Origin of the sequence: Leifsonia sp. EB41, assembly GCF_041262565.1 — a bacterium.
In the GTDB taxonomy this organism is placed as follows: Bacteria; Actinomycetota; Actinomycetes; order Actinomycetales; family Microbacteriaceae; genus Leifsonia.
Genome location: NZ_JBGCCJ010000001.1, coordinates 3,619,686 through 3,637,359 on the forward strand (window position 1 = coordinate 3,619,686; position 17,674 = coordinate 3,637,359).

General features: G+C 71.1%; 16 protein-coding genes. 9 read left to right on the forward strand and 7 right to left on the reverse strand.

Annotated elements, in window-relative coordinates; translation table 11 throughout:
- Nucleotides 1-28 precede the first annotated feature (28 nt).
- A complete protein-coding gene (locus ABH923_RS17860) occupies nt 29-964 on the reverse strand; it encodes a LysR family transcriptional regulator (protein ID WP_345836604.1) in 936 nt (311 codons plus the stop codon).
- A gap of 155 nt (nt 965-1,119) precedes the next feature.
- Between ABH923_RS17860 and ABH923_RS17865 the strand changes: the two genes are divergently transcribed.
- Both ABH923_RS17865 and ABH923_RS17870 read left to right on the forward strand, forming a co-directional pair.
- Entirely contained in the window at nt 1,120-2,550 is a 1,431-nt protein-coding gene (locus ABH923_RS17865; RefSeq protein WP_370056736.1) for a cytosine permease, read from the forward strand.
- Nucleotides 2,547-4,118 carry a GMC family oxidoreductase gene (locus tag ABH923_RS17870; RefSeq protein WP_370056737.1) on the forward strand — a complete coding sequence of 524 codons (1,572 nt, stop codon included), beginning with the start codon at nt 2,547-2,549 and terminating at the stop codon, nt 4,116-4,118. Before ABH923_RS17865 ends, ABH923_RS17870 begins: the two co-directional genes overlap by 4 nt.
- A 235-nt stretch (nt 4,119-4,353) precedes the next feature.
- Here ABH923_RS17870 and ABH923_RS17875 read toward each other — a convergent pair whose 3' ends face one another.
- The 3 genes from ABH923_RS17875 to ABH923_RS17885 all read right to left on the reverse strand — a co-directional run bounded on the left by ABH923_RS17875 (nt 4,354) and on the right by ABH923_RS17885 (nt 8,269).
- Nucleotides 4,354-5,862 carry an APC family permease gene (locus ABH923_RS17875; protein ID WP_370056738.1) on the reverse strand — a complete coding sequence of 503 codons (1,509 nt, stop codon included), beginning with the start codon at nt 5,860-5,862 and terminating at the stop codon, nt 4,354-4,356.
- Nucleotides 5,863-5,943: 81 nt separating this feature from the next.
- Nucleotides 5,944-6,795 carry a CoA ester lyase gene (locus ABH923_RS17880; protein ID WP_370056739.1) on the reverse strand — a complete coding sequence of 284 codons (852 nt, stop codon included), beginning with the start codon at nt 6,793-6,795 and terminating at the stop codon, nt 5,944-5,946.
- Between the two features lie 10 nt (nt 6,796-6,805).
- Nucleotides 6,806-8,269, reverse strand: a complete 1,464-nt coding sequence (locus ABH923_RS17885) for an aldehyde dehydrogenase family protein (protein ID WP_370056740.1) — start codon at nt 8,267-8,269, stop codon at nt 6,806-6,808.
- 258 nt (nt 8,270-8,527) lie between these two features.
- On the opposite strand from ABH923_RS17885, the gene ABH923_RS17890 reads away from it, so the two are divergent.
- Genes ABH923_RS17890 through ABH923_RS17910 form a run of 5 tightly spaced genes read left to right on the forward strand, consistent with a single transcriptional unit; the run spans nt 8,528 to nt 13,451 of the window.
- On the forward strand, nt 8,528-9,805 hold the full coding sequence (locus ABH923_RS17890; protein WP_370056741.1) for a flavin-containing monooxygenase: 1,278 nt from the start codon (nt 8,528-8,530) through the stop codon (nt 9,803-9,805).
- Entirely contained in the window at nt 9,805-10,245 is a 441-nt protein-coding gene (locus tag ABH923_RS17895; protein WP_370056742.1) for a RidA family protein, read from the forward strand. The genes ABH923_RS17890 and ABH923_RS17895 overlap by 1 nt, the downstream gene beginning before the upstream one ends.
- A complete protein-coding gene (locus ABH923_RS17900) occupies nt 10,242-10,913 on the forward strand; it encodes a DUF1028 domain-containing protein (protein WP_370056743.1) in 672 nt (223 codons plus the stop codon). Before ABH923_RS17895 ends, ABH923_RS17900 begins: the two co-directional genes overlap by 4 nt.
- On the forward strand, nt 10,906-12,063 hold the full coding sequence (locus tag ABH923_RS17905) for a M20 family metallopeptidase (protein ID WP_370056744.1): 1,158 nt from the start codon (nt 10,906-10,908) through the stop codon (nt 12,061-12,063). The genes ABH923_RS17900 and ABH923_RS17905 overlap by 8 nt, the downstream gene beginning before the upstream one ends.
- Nucleotides 12,060-13,451, forward strand: a complete 1,392-nt coding sequence (locus ABH923_RS17910; RefSeq protein ID WP_370056745.1) for an aspartate ammonia-lyase — start codon at nt 12,060-12,062, stop codon at nt 13,449-13,451. The genes ABH923_RS17905 and ABH923_RS17910 overlap by 4 nt, the downstream gene beginning before the upstream one ends.
- A 21-nt stretch (nt 13,452-13,472) precedes the next feature.
- On the opposite strand, the gene ABH923_RS17915 is transcribed toward ABH923_RS17910, so the two are convergent.
- From ABH923_RS17915 to ABH923_RS17925, 3 genes are read right to left on the reverse strand one after another with little or no spacing between them, the layout of a single operon-like run.
- Nucleotides 13,473-13,868 (reverse strand): PIN domain-containing protein, encoded by a 396-nt coding sequence (locus ABH923_RS17915; RefSeq protein ID WP_370056747.1) that lies wholly within the window; start codon nt 13,866-13,868, stop codon nt 13,473-13,475.
- Entirely contained in the window at nt 13,865-14,131 is a 267-nt protein-coding gene (locus tag ABH923_RS17920; RefSeq protein ID WP_370056748.1) for a type II toxin-antitoxin system Phd/YefM family antitoxin, read from the reverse strand. Before ABH923_RS17920 ends, ABH923_RS17915 begins: the two co-directional genes overlap by 4 nt.
- 33 nt (nt 14,132-14,164) lie before the next feature.
- Nucleotides 14,165-14,812 (reverse strand): TetR/AcrR family transcriptional regulator, encoded by a 648-nt coding sequence (locus ABH923_RS17925; RefSeq protein ID WP_370056749.1) that lies wholly within the window; start codon nt 14,810-14,812, stop codon nt 14,165-14,167.
- A 367-nt stretch (nt 14,813-15,179) separates the two neighbouring features.
- On the opposite strand from ABH923_RS17925, the gene ABH923_RS17930 reads away from it, so the two are divergent.
- Complete coding sequence (locus tag ABH923_RS17930; RefSeq protein WP_370056750.1) at nt 15,180-17,159, forward strand: primary-amine oxidase; 1,980 nt, start codon at nt 15,180-15,182, stop codon at nt 17,157-17,159.
- Nucleotides 17,159-17,668, forward strand: coding sequence for a hypothetical protein (locus ABH923_RS17935; RefSeq protein ID WP_370056751.1), 510 nt, complete (start codon nt 17,159-17,161; stop codon nt 17,666-17,668). The genes ABH923_RS17930 and ABH923_RS17935 overlap by 1 nt, the downstream gene beginning before the upstream one ends.
- Nucleotides 17,669-17,674: the final 6 nt, after the last annotated feature.

The window sequence follows — 17,674 nt, forward strand, 5'->3', positions numbered from 1 at the left end:
CCATGCAGATGCGGTCGACACTTTCGACTCACGCGCGCAACGGGTCGGGGTTGAGCGCCTCCGCCACCACCTGCGCCGCGATGTCGCTCACCGCGCGCGCCCGGGCGGTCGCCCGCACCGACCGCATCGCCGCCAGCACGACGGGGAGGGCGGGGACGCTGTCCGCGATCGGCAGCGCGGCCACCCGCTCGCCGTCGTAGCTGAAGTCGTGCCGGGGCCGCTGGTTGAGGATCGAGAAGCCGTGCCCGTGTGCCACGAAGGCGCGCACCGTCTCGTAGTTGAGCGACCGGTGGCGGATCTCCGGCTGCAGCCCGGCGCCGGCGAGGATGCCGAGGAAGTACTCCCGGCTGTGCGGCAGGTCCAGCAGGATCATCGGTTCGCGCGAGAGCTCGCGCAGGAACACCTGGGGCGACGCGGCGAGCGGATGGTCGGCGGGCAGAATGACGTGCGGCGGAGCGTCGGACAGCACCGCCGTGCGGATGTCGTTGCCGAAGCCGAAGTCGTAGCCGATCAGCAGCTCCACGCGGCCGCTGCGCAGGGCGGCCCTGGCTCCGTCGGTGTCCAGCTCGTCCACCTCGATGTCGAGGTAGGGGTGCTCGGCCCGCACCCGGCTGACGATCGCGGGGAGGATGAACGGCGCGAGGGTGACGAAGCAGCCGATCCGGATGGTGCCGCGCACCTGGTTGTCGATGCCGCGCGCGGTGTCGAGCGCCTCCTCCAGGTTGAGCAGCAGCGCCCGCGCGTCGCCGAGGAACTGCTGCCCGGCCGGCGTGAGGGTCAGCCCGCGCGAGCGCTGCCGGATGAAGAGCTGCGCGCCGACCTGCTGCTCGAGCTGGGCGATCGCCGACGAGACGGCGGACTGGGCGACGAACAGCTCCTCGGCGGCGCGGGTCATCGAGAGGTGCGTGGCGGCCTCGATGAAGTAGCGGAGCTGCGCGAGCGTGACATCCGGCTTCTTGCTCATGGGAGGCCTCCATTACGACCAGGTTTCGGCGCTGTTACCTGCGGCGTGGTATCTCCCCAAGTGATGCAGTGCTTCAGGCAACCTTAGTTGATTGATGCGCCAGGAAGGCAGAGGCTTCTATGCCAAGCCCCCAGGCCACGACGAGGAGCACACCCATGACCACAGAGGTCCGCAGCGACGCCCTCGGCGTCGAGACCCGCACCATCGACTACATCCCCGAGGACGAGCGGCACGGCAAGGCCCGCAACCTGTTCACGATCTGGTTCGGCGGCAACATCATGATGCTGTCGATCGCGACGGGGCTGCTCGCGACCGCGGTGTACGGCCTCCCGATCTGGGCGGCGATCGTGGCGCTCGTCGTCGGCAACCTGATCGGCGGCGTCGTGATGGCGTTGCACGCGGCCCAGGGGCCGCAGATGGGCGTGCCGCAGATGCTGCAGACCCGCGCGCAGTTCGGCTCGTACGGCAGCCTCCTGGTCGTCGTCATCGTGGTCGGGATGTACGTGGCGTTCTTCGCCTCGAACGTGATCCTGGGCGGTCAGGCGCTCGACTCGCTGACCCACCTCGGCGCGTTCTGGTCGACGGTGATCGTCGGCCTGATCAGCGTCTTCGGCGCCGTGTTCGGCTACCGGCTGCTGCACGTGTTCGGGACGGTGATGAGCGTCGTCGCCGGCCTCACCATCACCATCGTCTTCGTCTACATCTTCGCCGCGGGCACCCTCCCCGCGAGCGCCATCGACTACGGCTCGGTCACCGCCGCCGGCATCATGGGCACGGTCTCGGTCGCCGCGCTCTGGCAGATCGCCTACGCGCCCTACGTGTCCGACTACACGCGCTACATGCCGAAGGACACCGGCGTGCGCGCCGCGTTCTGGGCGACGTTCGCCGGCTGCGTGGCGGGCTCGGTCATCCCGATGGTGCTCGGCTCCATCGTCGGCGCGGCCTTCCCGAAGGACGACGTCGCGACCGGGCTGAGCGCGCTCATCCCCGGAATCGCCGGGCTCGCGATGCTCGTGTTCGGCGTCGGGATCAGCGTCAGCAACGGGATGAACCTCTACTGCGGCAGCCTCGCCATCATCACCATCGGGCAGACGCTGTTCCCGAAGTGGATCCCGCGGGCCGTCACCCGCGGGGCCATCGCGGTCATCCTGTTCCTCGTCGCGCTGGTGCTCGGCTTCGCGTTCTCGGCCAACTTCCTGGTCAACCTGTCGAACCTGATGATCCTGCTGCTGTGCGTGCTCATCCCGTGGACGGCCGTCAACCTGGTCGACTACTACGCGGTCAAGCACGGCAAGTACGACATCCCCTCGCTGTTCCGGCAGGACGGCGGCGTCTACGGGCGGGTCAACCGCAACGCCGTGATCTGCTACGTGCTGGGCGTCCTCATCCAGCTCCCGTTCATCAACACCGCTTTCTACACCGGCCCGATCGCGACCGCGCTCGGCGGCGTCGACATCTCGTGGATCGTCGGCCTGGCCGTGATCTGCCCGCTGTACTACGCGCTCATGAAGTGGGCGCCGTCGAAGGCGGCGGCGCCGGCCGCGGTCTCCACCTCCCTCCCCACCCCCGTCGCAGGAGCAGAATGACCCACGACCCAGCAGCACAGCCCGCCGCCGAGTACGACTACGTCGTGGTCGGCGGCGGCACTGCGGGCGGCATCGTCGCCGCACGCCTCTCCGAGAACCCGGACGTGACGGTCGCCCTCCTGGAGTGGGGGCCGAGCGACCGCGACGAAGGCCGCGCCCGCGAGCTCCGGCGCTGGGAGGAGATGATCGGGAGCGAGTACGACCTCGACTACCGCAGCGCGCCTCAGGAGCGCGGCAACTCGTCCATCCGGCAGACCAGGATGCGGATCCTCGGCGGCTGCTCGACCGCCAACACCATGATCGCGTGGAGGCCGCCGGCGTCTGATCTCTCCGAATGGGTGGAGGCAGGGGCCGACGGGTGGGACGCCGCGAGCTTCCAGCCGTATTACGACAGGCTCACCATCCCGGTGCACCCGATCGGCGCGGCGGACCGGAACCCGTTCGTCGCGGACGTGGTCGCCTCCGCCGTCTCGGCCCTCGGGCTCCCGTTGCAGGAGCGCTGGAACGACGGCCGCACCGACACCCTGGCGCGTGGCGCCGGCTTCTTCGAGGTGGGCTACGACCCGGCGACGAACGTCCGCGGGTCGAGCTCCATCCACTATCTCCACGATGTGATGGACGACCGGGAGTCGCTGGACGTCATCACGGGCGCGCGGGCGTCGCGGATCGTGCTGGACGGCGGCCGTGCGGTCGCGGTGCACTACCGCGACGCGTCCGGCACGCTGCACGATGTCAGGGCGCGGCGCGAGATCGTGCTCGCCTGCGGCGCGATCGACACCCCGCGGCTCCTGCTGCTGTCCGGGATCGGTCCGGCGCCGGTGCTCGCCGCGGCGGGTGTTCCGCTGGTGCACGAGCTGCCGGGCGTGGGGGAGAACCTCCAGGACCACGTCGAGGGTCTTGTCGTGTGGGAGGCCGTGTCGGCGCCGCCCGCGGTCTCGGCCTCCGGCTGGGACGCCGGTGCGATGGTCGGCGTGGACGGCGACCCCACGCGCGCGGACGTGCTGATGCACTTCCCGGTGGAGCCGGTGGTCGACCATCCGCGCGCCCGCGGCGTCGTCTTCCCGCCCGCCATCGTCGCCATCGCGCCCAACGTCGCCAAGCCGCACAGCCGCGGCCGCGTCACCATCGCCTCCGCCGACCCGGACGAGCCCCCCGTCATCGACTACCGCTACTTCACGGACGCGGACGGCCACGACGAGCGGATGCTGGTGGCCGGAGTGCGCCTGGCGCGCCGGATCGCGGAGGCCGAGCCGATGCGCAGCCACCTCGTGCGCGAGGTCTTCCCCGGCCCCGACATCCAGACCGACGAGGAGCTGTCGGCCGTGCAGCGCGACATCCACCAGACCGTCTACCACGTGAGCGGCACCTGCCGCATGGGCGCTGCCGACGACGACCTCGCGGTCGTCGATCCGGAGCTGCGCGTCCGCGGCATCGACGCCCTCCGCATCGCGGACGCGTCGGTCTTCCCGACCCTCACCTCGGTCAACCCGGTCATCACCGTGATGATGGTCGCCGAGCGTGCGGCCGACCTCCTCGCCGCCCGCACCCCCACCCCCAACCCCGCCTGACCGCGCCGCCACCCCACCCCCTCGCAGCTAACGGCGGAGTCCCCGCCCCACCCGGCCGGGATCTCCTCCGTTACCTGCTTTCCCTGGTCCTCCGGCCCCCTATCTCCTCCGTTACCGACACCTGTGGCTAACGGAGGAGATCGACCCTTGCAGGGCCCCGAAAAGCAGTGAACGGAGGAGATCCCGGCTTGTTGGGCCGGGATCTCCTCCGTTGCGTGTGGGTGGGCGGGCCGGGTCAGTCGCGGACCGGCTCGAGGAGGACCTCGGGGCCGGGGGCGACGCGGCGGTCGCGGGCGCGCTGCCAGAAGTAGCCGGCCAGGGCCAGGACGGTGATGACGATCAGGGTGCCGACCGTGAAGCCTTCGAAGGTGGGGCGGTCGACGCCCCAGGTGTCGACGAAGTCGTACTTGAGGCCGAGGAGCGACTCGAGCGTTCCGGGGAAGACGGCGACCCAGGAGCCGAGCAGCACCCACGCGTAGATGATGACGACGGCGGTCCACAGGCCGCCGCGGCCGCCCGGCACACGGAACGGGCGCTCGACGTCCGGGTACTTCCGGCGCAGCCGGATGATGGACGGGAAGATCACCAAGTACGACAGCAGCAGCGTGGAGATCGCGACCGTCAGCACCACCGTGAACACCGCTGCCGTGCTGCCCTTGAGCAGCATCGTGGCCGAGATGCAGAACACGGTCGCCACGATCCCGGAGAGCAGGTTCATCCGCACCGGGGTGCCGAAGCGCTTCGAGAAGACGCCGAAGTAGCGGAAGAACGCGCCGTCCGCGCCGGCGGCGGCCTGCACACGGTCGGAGGCGATCATCCACGCGCTCGCCTGGGTCAGCACCACGAACACGAACAGCAGCGCGGCGACGAACATCGCCGGGCCGGTCGCGATGCCGTAGACCGAGAAGACCTCCTTGAACGCGTCGAGCAGGCCGCTGGCGCCCTGCACCTTGTTCGCGGGGAGCACGGCCAGGATGGCGAAGATCGGCACGAGGTAGCAGAGGATCGAGATGATGCCGGAGGAGGTGATCGCCCGCGGGACGTCGCGCTGCGGGTTCCGCATCTCCTCAGCGGCGCCGTTGGGGGCCTCGAAGCCGACGACCGCGAACAGGATGACCGGCGTCACCGCGAGGAACCCGCCGAGCGTCGGCGAGAACGCGCCGGCCGCATACCCGTGCACGCCGTTCTTGACGGCGTACACGGCCACGGTGACGACGAACACCACCAGCAGCAGGATCTTGACGATCGCTCCGGCCGCGACGATGTGCTTGCCGTACTGGAGGCCGATGATCGCGGTGCCGATGGCCAGCCAGATGAAGACCAGCTTGAAGACGATGTCCCCTGCGCTGCCCTCCGGGAGCGGGGCGATGTAGGCGCCCCAGGTCGCGGCGGAGATGAACACCAGCGAGCCGCCCATCCAGAGTGGGTTGGTGATCCAGTAGAACAGCGTCGCGATCGCCGCGGTGAGCTTGCCGAACGCGAGCCGCACCCAGACGAACGGGCCGCCCTCGTCGTGGAACGTGCTGCCGAGCTCGGAGATGACGAGCGCGTAGGGGAACAGGAAGGTGAGGCCGATCACGGCGGTCCAGGTGAACGCCTCGGCGCCTCCGCCCGCCGCGATCTGCGCGACCGTGTCGATGGAGATGACCGCGCTGATCGACAGGAAGACGATGTCGAGCCGGCCGAGGGTCTTGCGGAAATGCTGGGTTCGGATGTTCGAGGTCTGGAGCTTCGTATCGGTCATCGGGGGACTCCTTCGTCCTTGCATTCTCTTCGGGTGGGACTGGCGGGGGAAATCGGCCGGGGGACGCCCGGCCGATGCGGGCTACCCGGCCGCGCTGAACGCGCGGTCCAGGCGGAGGATCTTCTCGGCGCGGCCGAGCCGCGGGAGGTCGCTGCCGTCGCGGACGACGCGGCCGGCCTCCTCGAACTCGTCGAGGAAGCCGGCCGCCCAGGACACGTCCTCAGCGGAGGGCGCCATCACCTCGTTGACGATGCCGACCTGCGTCTCGCGCAGGCAGAGCCGCCCGGTGAGGCCGAGCGCGGCGGCCGACCGCGATTGCTCTGTGACGACCGGCGGGCCGTCGAGCACCGACGGCCCGTCGATCGGGCCGGGGAGGCCGCCGACGCGGCTCGCGACGACGAGCCGCGAGCGCGGGTAGGCCAGGGCGGCCTCCGAGTTGGCGACGCCGGTGTCGCGGCGGTAGTCGCCGCTGCCGAACGCCAGGCGGAAGGCTCCGCGTGCGCGGGCGATCAGGGCGGCGTTCTCGATGCCGACGGCGGACTCGATCAGGGCGACCACCGGTGTCGCGCCGCCCAGCCGCTCGGCGGTCTCGGTGACGTGGGCCGCCTCCTCGGTCTTGGCGAGCACGACACCGAGCAGGCCGGGGAGGCCGCGCAGCCGGTCCACGTCCCCGGCCCAGAAGGCCGAGGTGCGGTCGTTGACGCGCACCCAGGCCTCGCCCCCGGACTCCAGGAACCGCGCCACGCGTTCGCACTCGATCTCCTTGCGGGACGCGTCGATCGCGTCCTCCAGGTCGATGACGACGGCGTCGGCGGCCGATCCTGCGACGGCCACCGCGTCGAGGCGGGCCGCCGAGAGGAGCAGCCAGGAGCGGGCGACCTCGGGCGGCACCCGGGTGGTCGCGTGCGGCGTGGCGTCGAGTTGCATCGTCATGGCCGGCCTCCTACGCGTGCTGGAACCACGTGGTCTTGAGGCCCACGTAGTTGTCGATGGCGTGCCGGGAGAGGTCGCGGCCGAAGCCGGACTGCTTGAACCCGCCGAACGGGGTCGTGGAGCCGAGCGCGTCCACGGTGTTCACCGAGACGGTGCCGGCGACCAGCCGCTCGGACACCCGGTGGGCGCGGGAGAGGCTGGAGGTCCACAGCGACGCGGCCAGGCCGTAGTCGGTGTCGTTCGCCGCCCGCACCGCGTCGGCCTCGTCGTCGAACGCCTGGACCACGACCAGTGGGCCGAAGACCTCCTCGCGGTGCAGCGCGTGGGAAAGCGGGAGGCCGGCGACGATCGCAGGCTCGATGAAGGCGGTGGAGCCCTGCCGCTGGAGGCGCTCGCCGCCGATCAGCTCGCCGTCGCGCGCCGCCGCCTCGATCGCGGCGGCCACGCCGTCGGCGTGCGACTCGGAGACGAGCGCTCCGTTGCCGCTGGCCGGATCGAGCGGGTCGCCGGAGCGGTACGCCTCGGCGGCGGTGGTGAGCAGCCCGACGAACTCGTCGTACACGGGACGCTCGACGAAGATGCGCGAGTTGGCGGAGCAGACCTCGCCCTGGTTGTAGAACGCGCCGAGCGCGGCCTTCTCGGCGGCCAGCGCCAGGTCCTCCACGTCGGCGAAGATCAGGTTGGAGCTCTTACCGCCGGCCTCCAGACTCAGGCGTTTCATGTTGGACTCGCCCGCGTAGGTCAGCAGCTTCTTCGCGACCGCGGTCGAGCCGGTGAACGTGAGGGCGTCGACGTCCGGGTGGAGGCCGAGCGCCCGGCCGATGACCGAGCCCGGGCCGGGGACGACGTTGAGCACGCCGGCGGGGATGCCTGCCTCCAGCGCCAGCTCGCCGAGGCGGAGGGCGGTGAGGCTCGTCGTCTCCGCGGGCTTCAGCACGACGCTGTTGCCGGCGACCAGCGCGGGGGCGAGCTTCCAGGCGGCGATGTCGAGCAGGTAGTTCCACGGCACGATCGCCGCGACCACGCCGAGCGCGACCCGGCTGACGATCGCGGTCGATCCCGGGGGAGTGGAGGGCACCTCGTCGGTGAGCTTGTCGGCGAGCTCGCCGTACCAGCGGAAGGTCGCCGCGGTGCCGGGGACGTCGACGGTGCTGGTCTGCGAGAGCGGCTTGCCCATGTCGAGGGATTCGAGGAGGGCGAGCTCCGCCGCGTTCTTCTCGATGAGGTCGGCGAGGCGGCGGAGGACGGCGCCGCGGTCGGCGGCGTCGCGGCGGCTCCAGGCGCCGGACTCGAAGGCGGCGCGAGCCGCGGCCACGGCGCGGTCGACGTCGGCGGCGCCGCCCCTGGCGACCTCCGCGAGTGGTTCGCCGGTCGCCGGGTTGATCGTGATGAACGTCTCGCCCGAGCTCGCGCCGACCCTGTCGCCGTTGATGATGGCCCTGCCGTCGATGCGGACCGTTGTGTCGATCGTCATGCCGGAAGCGTACGCACGGGGAATGCATCGAAACGAGCGTTGAAAAGCGTTCCAGTGGATCGATTGAAGTGATCGACTGTACTCCGGCCGAGCATCCCTAGATCCTGAAATGAAGAGCACGCGTGCGCGAATTGCGCGCGAAGCATCACTTCCGTTGATCCAATACGGCGATTCTCATTGTTTTACAGATTCGCTCCGGCCTGCTGACAATGACTGGACACCCCGGGGCAGCACAGCCCAGCAGCGAAGGAGATCAGCATGTCGAGCCAGGAAATCGAGGTCCTCGTCGTCGGCGCGGGACAGGCCGGTGTGGCGATGAGCGCCCACCTGACCGAGCGCGGCATCCCGCATCTCGTGCTGGAGCGCGGCCGGATCGCCGAGCGCTGGCGCTCGGGCCGCTGGGACTCGCTCGTCGCCAACGGCCCCGCCTGGCACGATCGCTTCCCCGGGCTGGAGTTCGACGACGTCGACCAGGACGGCTTCGCCCCCAAGGAGCGCGTCGCCGACTACTTCGTCGCCTACGCCGCCATGACGGAGGCCCCCATCCGAAGCGGGGTGGAGGTCCTGTCGGTCCGCCGCAACGTCGGCGCGCCGGGGTTCCAGGTCGAGACCACGGACGGCAGCTACACTGCCCGCCACGTCGTCGCCGCGACGGGCCCGTTCCAGAAGCCGGTCATCCCGACGGTCATCCCGGCGGACGCGGGGATCGAGCAGCTCCACTCCAGCGACTACCGCAACCCGGACCAGCTCCCGGCCGGCGGCGTGCTCGTCGTCGGCGCCGGATCCTCCGGCGTGCAGATCGCCGACGAGCTGCGCCGTGCAGGACGCCAGGTGCACCTCTCGGTCGGCCCGCACGACCGGCCGCCGCGCCGCTACCGGGGCCGCGACAACGTGTGGTGGCTGGGCGTCCTCGGCAAGTGGGAGGCCTCCGCCCCCGCCGCCGGCGCCGAGCACGTGACCATCGCTGTCAGCGGCGCCCGCGGCGGCCGCACCGTGGACTTCCGCGAGCTGGCCGAGAGCGGCATCACGCTCGTCGGTCGCACGCAGGACTACGCCGACGGGGTCATCCGGTTCGGCGGCGACCTGGCCGCCAACATCCATGCCGGCGACGCCAACTACCTCTCGGTGCTCGACGAAGCGGACGCCTACATCGAGCGCAACGGCCTCGACCTCCCTGAGGAGCCGGAGGCCCGCATCCTCGGGCCCGACCCGGCGTGCGTGACCGATCCGGTCACCGAGCTCGACCTCGCGGCGGCGGGCATCACCTCCATCGTCTGGGCGACCGGCTTCGGCGTCGACTACGGCTGGCTGCAGGTGGACGCGCTGGATGCGGCGGGTCGACCGGTGCACCAGCGCGGCGTCTCCGCCGAGCGCGGCGTGTACTTCCTGGGCCTGCCGTGGCAGTCGCGCCGCGGCTCCAGCTTCATCTGGGGCGTCTGGCACGACGCCGGCTACATCGCCGACCAGATCCAGATCCAGCGCACCTACCTGTCGTACGAGAACGCCGCGGTCGCGGCGGAAGGAGCAGCCGTCTGATGCCGACTCACACCCGCATCCGCCCGTTCAACACCAAGGACACCTACCCCGAGCAGAACCTCGACAACGACCTCTGCCAGGCCGTCGTCGCGGGCGGCGTCGTCTACCTGCGCGGCCAGATCGGCCAGGACCTGGAGACCCGCGAGTCGGTCGGCATCGGCGACGTGGAGGCGCAGGCCGAGAAAGCCATGGCGAACATCGCGATGCTGCTGGAGGAGGCCGGATCGAGCCTCGACGACATTGTGAAGGTCGTCATCTACCTCATCGACCCGCGCTACCGGGAGGCCGTCTACCGCGTCGTCGGACGCTGGCTGAAGGGCGTGTTCCCGGTCTCCACCGGTATCGTCGTCTCGGCGCTGGCCCGGCCGGAGTGGCTGGTCGAGATCGACGCGACCGCCGTGCTGAGCTCTCCGACTGCCGCGGCGGGAGGCATGGAGTGACCTTCTCGATCCTCGCCGTCGACGGCACAGGGGCGATCGGCTCGGCCATCTGCTCCTCCTCGCCCGCGGTCGCCGCGCGCTGCGTGAACCTCGCCGACGGCGTCGGCGGCGCGCACTCCCAGAACATCACCGACCCCCGGCTCGGCCCGCGGCTCATCGACGGGCTGCGGGACGGCCGGCCGGTGGAGGAGGTGCTGGCGTGGGTCGTGGACTCCACGCCGGACATCGACTACCGGCAGCTCCTCGTGATCGACCGGAACGGCCGCTCGGCCATCCACTCCGGCTCGCAGGTGCTCGGCCACCACGGCCAGGCGCAGTCGGCGCACGCGGTCGCGGCGGGCAACATGCTCGCGCGCAACGACGTGCCGCAGCTCATGGTGGACGCGTTCGAGGCGTCCACCGGCGAACTGGAGGTGCGGCTGCTGGCCGCGCTGGAGGCCGCGATCGCTGCGGGCGGCGAGGAGGGGCCGGTGCACTCGGCCGGCGTCGCGGTCGTGCGCGACGCCGGCTGGCGGGTCACCGACCTCCGCGTGGACTGGGCGGACAACCCGGTCGAGCTGCTGGGGGAGATCCTCGTGGAGACGTGGCTGCCGCAGCGGGACGCGTACGTGACGCGCGGGCTGATGCCGGCGGGGGCGCCGAGCTACGGGGTGCCCGGGGATGAGTGACACTGGGCTGAGTGACGTCGCGACGGCGACGTCGCTGAAGGACCGCGCCCGCGCTCTCGTCGACGCCGACGTCCCGTCGCTCGTCGCCCTCTCCGAGGCGCTGCACGCCGATCCGGAGACGGCCTGGAACGAGCACCGCTCCAGCGCCCGCCTCCAGGAGGCGCTCGCCTACCGCGGCTTCGCCGTGACGCCCGCGTACCTCGGCCTGGACACCGCGTTCCTCGCCACCGCAGGCGCCGGCCCGATCCGCATCGGCGTCTGCGCCGAGTACGACGCCCTCCCCGGCCTCGGACACGCCTGCGGCCACAACCTCATCGCCGCGATCGCGGTCGGTGTCGCCTCCGCTCTGGCCCCGCTCGCCGACGAGCTCGGCATCACCGTGGAGGTCTACGGCACCCCGGCAGAGGAGGGCGGCGGCGGCAAGATCGAGTTGCTCGACCGCGGCGCGTTCGCCGGCCTCGATCTCGCCGTGATGGCGCACCCGGGCCCGGTGGACGTCGCCGAGGCTCGCCCGTTCGCGGTCGCGCACTCGCACGTCCGGTACGACGGAAAGGCCGCGCACGCCGGCGCCTATCCGGAGGAGGGCGTCAACGCCAACGACGCCTTCGTGGTCGCGCAGGTCGCGATCGGACTGCTGCGCCAGCAGCTCCCGCACTCGGCGCGCGTGCACGGCATCCAGACGGTCGGGGGTCAGGCGCCCAACGCCATCCCGGACCGCACCGAGGGCCGCTGGTACGTCCGAGCCGAGACGCTGGGCGAGCTGGCGCGCATCGAGGAGAAGGTGAACCGCTGCTTCGAGGCGGGCGCGCTCGCCTCCGGCACGACCCTCACGATCACGCCGGAGAGCAAGCCGTACTCCGAGTTCCGCAACGACGAGCGCGCGCTCGCGCTGTACCGGGCGAACGCGGAGGCGCTCGGCCGGGTCTTCGACGGCTCGTCCGCCGCGGGCCGGATGAACCGCGCCTCCACCGACATGGGCAACGTCTCGCAGGTCGTCCCCGCCATCCACCCGTACATCGGCGTCGGCAGCCTCCCGGCCACCAACCACCAGCCCGAGTTCGCCGCCGCGTGCGTCGGCCCGCTGGCCGAGAAGGCGCTGCGGGACGCCGCCGTCGCGCTCGCGCAGACCGTCGTGGACTTCGCCTCGTGACCACCCGCACCGAGCACGACTCGCTCGGCCCCGTCGAGGTCCCGGCCGACGCCTACTGGGGCGCCCACACGCAGCGTGCCGTGGAGAACTTCCCGATCTCCGGGCGGGGGATCGGGACGTATCCCGAACTCGTGACGGCGCTGGCGCTGGTCAAGCAGGCGGCCGCGCGGGCGAACGCGGAGATCGGGATGCTGGAACCGTCGGTCGCCGACGTCGTCGACGCGGCCTGCCAGGACATCGTGGACGGCGGCCTCCACGACCAGTTCGTGGTCGACCTGATCCAGGGCGGCGCGGGCACCTCCACGAACATGAATGCCAACGAGGTCATCGCGAACCGCGCGCTCGAACGCCTCGGGCATCCGCGCGGGAGGTACGACGTCATCCACCCGCTGGACCACGTCAACCGCAGCCAGAGCACCAACGACGTGTACCCGACCGCTGTCAAGGTCGCTCTCACCATCGGGCTGCGGCGACTGATCGCCGAGCACGCACTGCTGGCCGCGGCGTTCCGCGCCAAGGGGACGGAGTTCCGCGACCACGTGAAGATCGGCCGCACCCAGCTCCAGGACGCCGTGCCGATGACCCTCGGCCAGGAGTTCACGGCGTTCGCGGTGACGATGGACGAGGACAACCTCCGGTTGACCGAGACCATCCCGCTGCTCGCGGAGATCAACCTCGGAGCGACCGCGATCGGCACCGGCATCACCGCCTCGCCCGGCTACGCCCCCGCGGTCGCGCGGCACCTCGCCGCGCTGACCGCCCTCCCGCTGGTCACGGCGTCCGACCTGATCGAGGCGACGTCGGACACCGGCGTCTTCATGCTCGTCTCCGCCGCGCTGAAGCGCGCCGCGATCAAGCTCTCGAAGATCTCCTCGGACCTGCGCCTGCTGTCCAGCGGCCCCCAGTTCGGGTTCGGCGAGCTGCACCTCCCACCCCGGCAGGCCGGCTCGTCGATCATGCCGGGCAAGGTCAACCCGGTGATCCCGGAGGTCGTCAACCAGGTCGCGTTCGCGATCGCGGGAGCCGACGTGTCGATCACGATGGCGGCCGACAACGGCCAGCTCCAGCTCAACGCGTTCGAGCCCGTCATCGCCAACGCGCTGCTGCAGGGGCTCACCTGGCTGACGAACGCGTGCCGGACGCTGCGCGTCAACTGCGTGGACGGGATCCAGGCCGACGCGGAGCTGCTGCGGGCGCGCGTGGCGTCGTCGGTCGGGCTCGTCACGGCGCTGACGCCACGGATCGGCTACACGACGGCCGCGCAGATCGCGCACGAGGCGCTGGAGACCGGGGGAGACGTGCGCGCGGCGATCGTCGGGCGCGGGCTGCTGACGGCGGAGGAGTACGACGCGATCACGGACCCGCGGGTGTTGACCGGCATGCGCTGACCCGGATCCGGGACCGCGGAGTCAGTCGGCAGGGATCACACGGACGATACGTTCGAGGCCGGCGAAGTCGGCGACATTGTGCGTGACGATCGCGGCGCCGTGCGCCCGGGCGACCGCGGCGATCATCAGGTCGGCGATCCGACCGCGGGGCGACCTGCCGGCTGCGTGCACCGCCTCGACGATGCGCCCGTAGTACATCGCTGCGACATCGTCGAACGGGAGGCCGCTCCCGAACGCCTGCCGGATCTCGAGGACCTGGAGCTTGCGGTCGGCGAGCACCGACGGGTCGAGGCCAGGCATCACGAGTCCCTGCTCGAGCTCGGCGTAGGAGACGGAGCAGATCGCGACGTCGGTGATCCCCTCCGGGATAATGTAGCCGCCGCTGATGACGACGTTGGTGTCGAGCAGGGCCCTCACTGCCAGGGGTCCCGCAGATCCTGCTCGGCCCGCTGGTCCTGGAGCTCGCGCGCCCAGTCCTCGTCGCCGCTGCGCCGGAGAAGCGCCGCGACCCGGTCGACCGGGACCCACGCCGATTCGACGTGGGGCACGACGTCGGCGATCGGACGACCATGATTGGTCACCACGTAGCGCTCGCCGCTCTGGACGTCGGCGAGCATCTTCGTCGGGTTCTGACGAAGCTGCCCGACGGTGATGCTGTGGTCATCGATGGTCGAAATCATCTCCCAACCCTATCCCACACCGTAGACATTTATCTACGGCGTTGTGCCGACATCCGCCCAGTCCTGCAGTGTTCCCGCGGCCGGGGACCCGCTCTCGACCACCCACGGCAGCACCGCCATCGCGAAAGTCGCCCGCACCCGGCTGACGTCGTCCTCCACGGACTCCGCGGCCCAGATCACCTGCTCGCCCGCGTAGATCGAGTCGAGCAGGCGCACCAGCGGTTCCACCGGAGTGGTGCCCACGAGCTCGCCGTCGGCCACCGCTTGCGCGAGCGCGGTGCGGGTGAGGTCGGTGAACTCGCGCGTGCGGCCGAACGCCGAGCGCGGGTCGGAGCCCGGGTGCACCTGGCCCCAGAACGCCACCACCACGCGCGCCTCCTCGCGGGTCACTGCGGACGTCGGCAGGATCTCCTCCGCGATCGCGAGCAGTGCCGTGAGCCCGCGGGCGTCGGCGGTGCGGGCCGCGATCCGCTCCAGCGTGCGCTCGACTCCCCGCTGGGCCGCTGCCTCCGCGATCTGCTCCACCGAGTCGAAGTAGTGCCAGAGCGTGCCGGGGACCACGCCGAGGTCGGCCGCGACGGACCGGCCGTGCGTCCCCGCGACGCCGGTGCGCGCGAGCACGCGCAGGTAGGCGTCCACGATGTCGCGGCGGCGCTGGTCGTGATCGACGATCTTCGGCACGCCCCCATCTTGCCCGACGCCCCGTCGCCAACGGAGGACATCCGCCCGCTCCCAAGCCGCGTCGCTAACGGAGGAGATCCGCCCGCGCCATCCCCGAATCGCAGCTAACGGAGGACATCCGACCCCCCGTGGGCCCCGATCTCCTCCGCTCGCCGCCCGCGTCGCCAACGGAGGACTCCCGCCCGCTCCCACCCGCGTCGCCAACGGAGGACTCCCGCCCGCTCCGCCCCCGGATCTCCTCCGCAACCTGCCCCAGCCCGGCGTGCCGCCCCGAATCTCCTCCGTTGTCTGCGGCGCCCCTTCCCAATCCCGGTTTTTGACGCTACAGTCAATAACCATCGGGATCCACCGACGAAGGAGTTCTGGAATGTCCCTGACGATCGCCACCGCGACCTCCCACCCGCTCGCCGCGCTCACCGGGGCCGAGATCGACCGCGCCCGGGAGGTGTTCGCCGCCGCCGGCCTCGTGACCGAGCACACCCGGTTCACCTACGTCATGCTGCGCGAGCCGCACAAGCGCGACGTCCTCGATCCCGACCGCGCTGCGGCGCTGCATCGCGAGGTGGAGGCCCTGCTGCTCGACTTCTCGACCGGCGCCGTCACCCAGGCCGTCGCGGACATCACCGCGGGGGAGGTCGTCCACACCCGCGAGCTCGACCCCGTCACCGAGGGCACCGCCCCCGTCCTGGACGAGGAGTTCACCCTCGTGGACGAGATCGTCAAGGCCGACGCCGGCTGGGTCGCCGCCCTCGCCAAGCGCGGCATCCACGACGTCAGCACCGTCCGCACCTGCCCGCTGACCGCCGGCCACTTCGACTACGACGACGAGGAGGGCCGCCGGATGTTCCGCGTGCTCGCGTTCGTCCAGCAGAGCCCGTCCGACCTCCCGTGGGCTCACCCGATCGACGGCGTGGTCGCGCACGTCGACACCCTCTCGCGCTCGGTGATCCGCCTGGTCGAGACCCCGATCGACACGGTCCCGATGGAGTCCGGCGACTACCTCGACTCCGAGGTCACCGGCCCGCTGCGCACCTCGCTCAAGCCGATCGAGATCACCCAGCCGGAGGGCGTCAGCTTCCAGTACCGGGAAGGCATGCTGAGCTGGGAGAACTGGGACCTCCGTGTCGGCTTCAACGGCCGCGAGGGACTCACCCTCCACGACGTCGCGTTCACCTACCAGCAGGAGCGCCGCCCGATCCTGTACCGGGCGTCCATCTCGGAGATGGTCGTCAACTACGCCGACCCGACGCCCATCCACGGCTGGCAGAACTACTACGACGCCGGCGAGTACCAGTTCGGCCGCCTCGCGAACTCGCTGGAGCTCGGCTGCGACTGCCTCGGCGACATCTTCTACCTGGACGCTGTGGTCGCCGACGACTTCTGCCGTCCGCGCACCATCCGGAACGCGATCTGCATCCACGAGGAGGACTACGGCATCCTCTGGAAGCACACCGACGAGTTCACCCACACCTCGGAGGCCCGCCGCCAGCGCCGCCTGGTCGTCTCGTTCTTCACGACCGTCGGCAACTACGACTACGGCTTCTACTTCTACTTCTACCTGGACGGGACGTTCGAGGTGGAGGCCAAGGCCACCGGGATCGTGTTCACCGGCGCCCACGACGGCGGCGACGACCCGTACTCCACCCCGCTCGCGCCGGGACTCGGAGCGCCCGTGCACCAGCACATGTTCTGCGCCCGGCTCGACATGACCGTGGACGGCGTGGCCAACTCCGTTGACGAGATCGACGTCGCCCGCGTCCCCGTGTCGGCGGGCAACCCGTGGGGGAGCGCGATCGGGCGGACCATCACCCGGCTGTCGTCGGAGTCCGACGCCGTGCGCGACGCCGACGGCTCCGTGGGCCGGGTGTGGTCGATCAGCAGCGCCTCCCGCCGCAACCGCGTCGGGCGCCCGACCAGTTACGTGCTGCACCCGTCGTCGGAGCCTGCACTGTTCACAGCGGACGAGGCGCACCAGCGCCGCCGCGCGGGCTTCGCCGCTCACCACCTCTGGGTCACGCAGTACGAGCCGTCCGAGATGTGGGCGGCCGGTTACGCAGTGAACCTGCACCCGGGCGGCGCCGGCCTCCCCGCGTACGTCGCCCAGAACCGCCCGCTCGACGGCGAGGACATCGTCGTCTGGCACACGTTCGGCCTGACGCACTTCCCGCGTCTGGAGGACTGGCCGATCATGCCGGTCGACTACGCCGGGTTCACGCTGAAGCCGTACGGGTTCTTCGACCGGAACCCGACGCTGGACGTGCCGCGGTCGGCGTCGTCCTGCCACTCGCCGGATGCGGCAGCCTCCACCTCCGCCTCCTGCGGCGCCGATTGCACCTGCGGCCACTGATGCTCCTCGACGTGGGCGCGCTCGGGGCCTCCACGGTCTCCGCATGCTGCCTGCTGGGGTCGCCGCGGCCGGTGCGGGTGTGGGTGTCGGCCGGCCTGATGGTGCTGGCGATGCTGGGCTGCGTGCTCGGGTCCTCCGTGCCTGGCGTCGGATTGGCCGCCATCGTTCTGTCGCTGGCGTCGGCGGGGTTCGCCCTGCAGCGGCGGTCCGGGCGGGTCGCGCCGATGAGCCTGCACCGGGCGCTGGGCGGGGTGACGATGGCGGCGCTCGTGGGGATGTCGCTGGGGATGTCGCGGGGCGGCGATTCTGTCTCGGCGCACGCGCACGGGGTGTCGTTGGGCGCGATCGTGGTCGCGTTCGTCGCGGGGTACTTGGCGTACAGTGCGTGGCTGCTTGTCACGATGGCGCGGGAACGTCAACTCCCGCATCGCCGTGGGGCGCGAGGGCTCCTGGAGCTCGGCGAGGTCGCCGGAATGGCGGTCGGCGTGCTGCTGATGTCCGTGATGTAGGCGGGC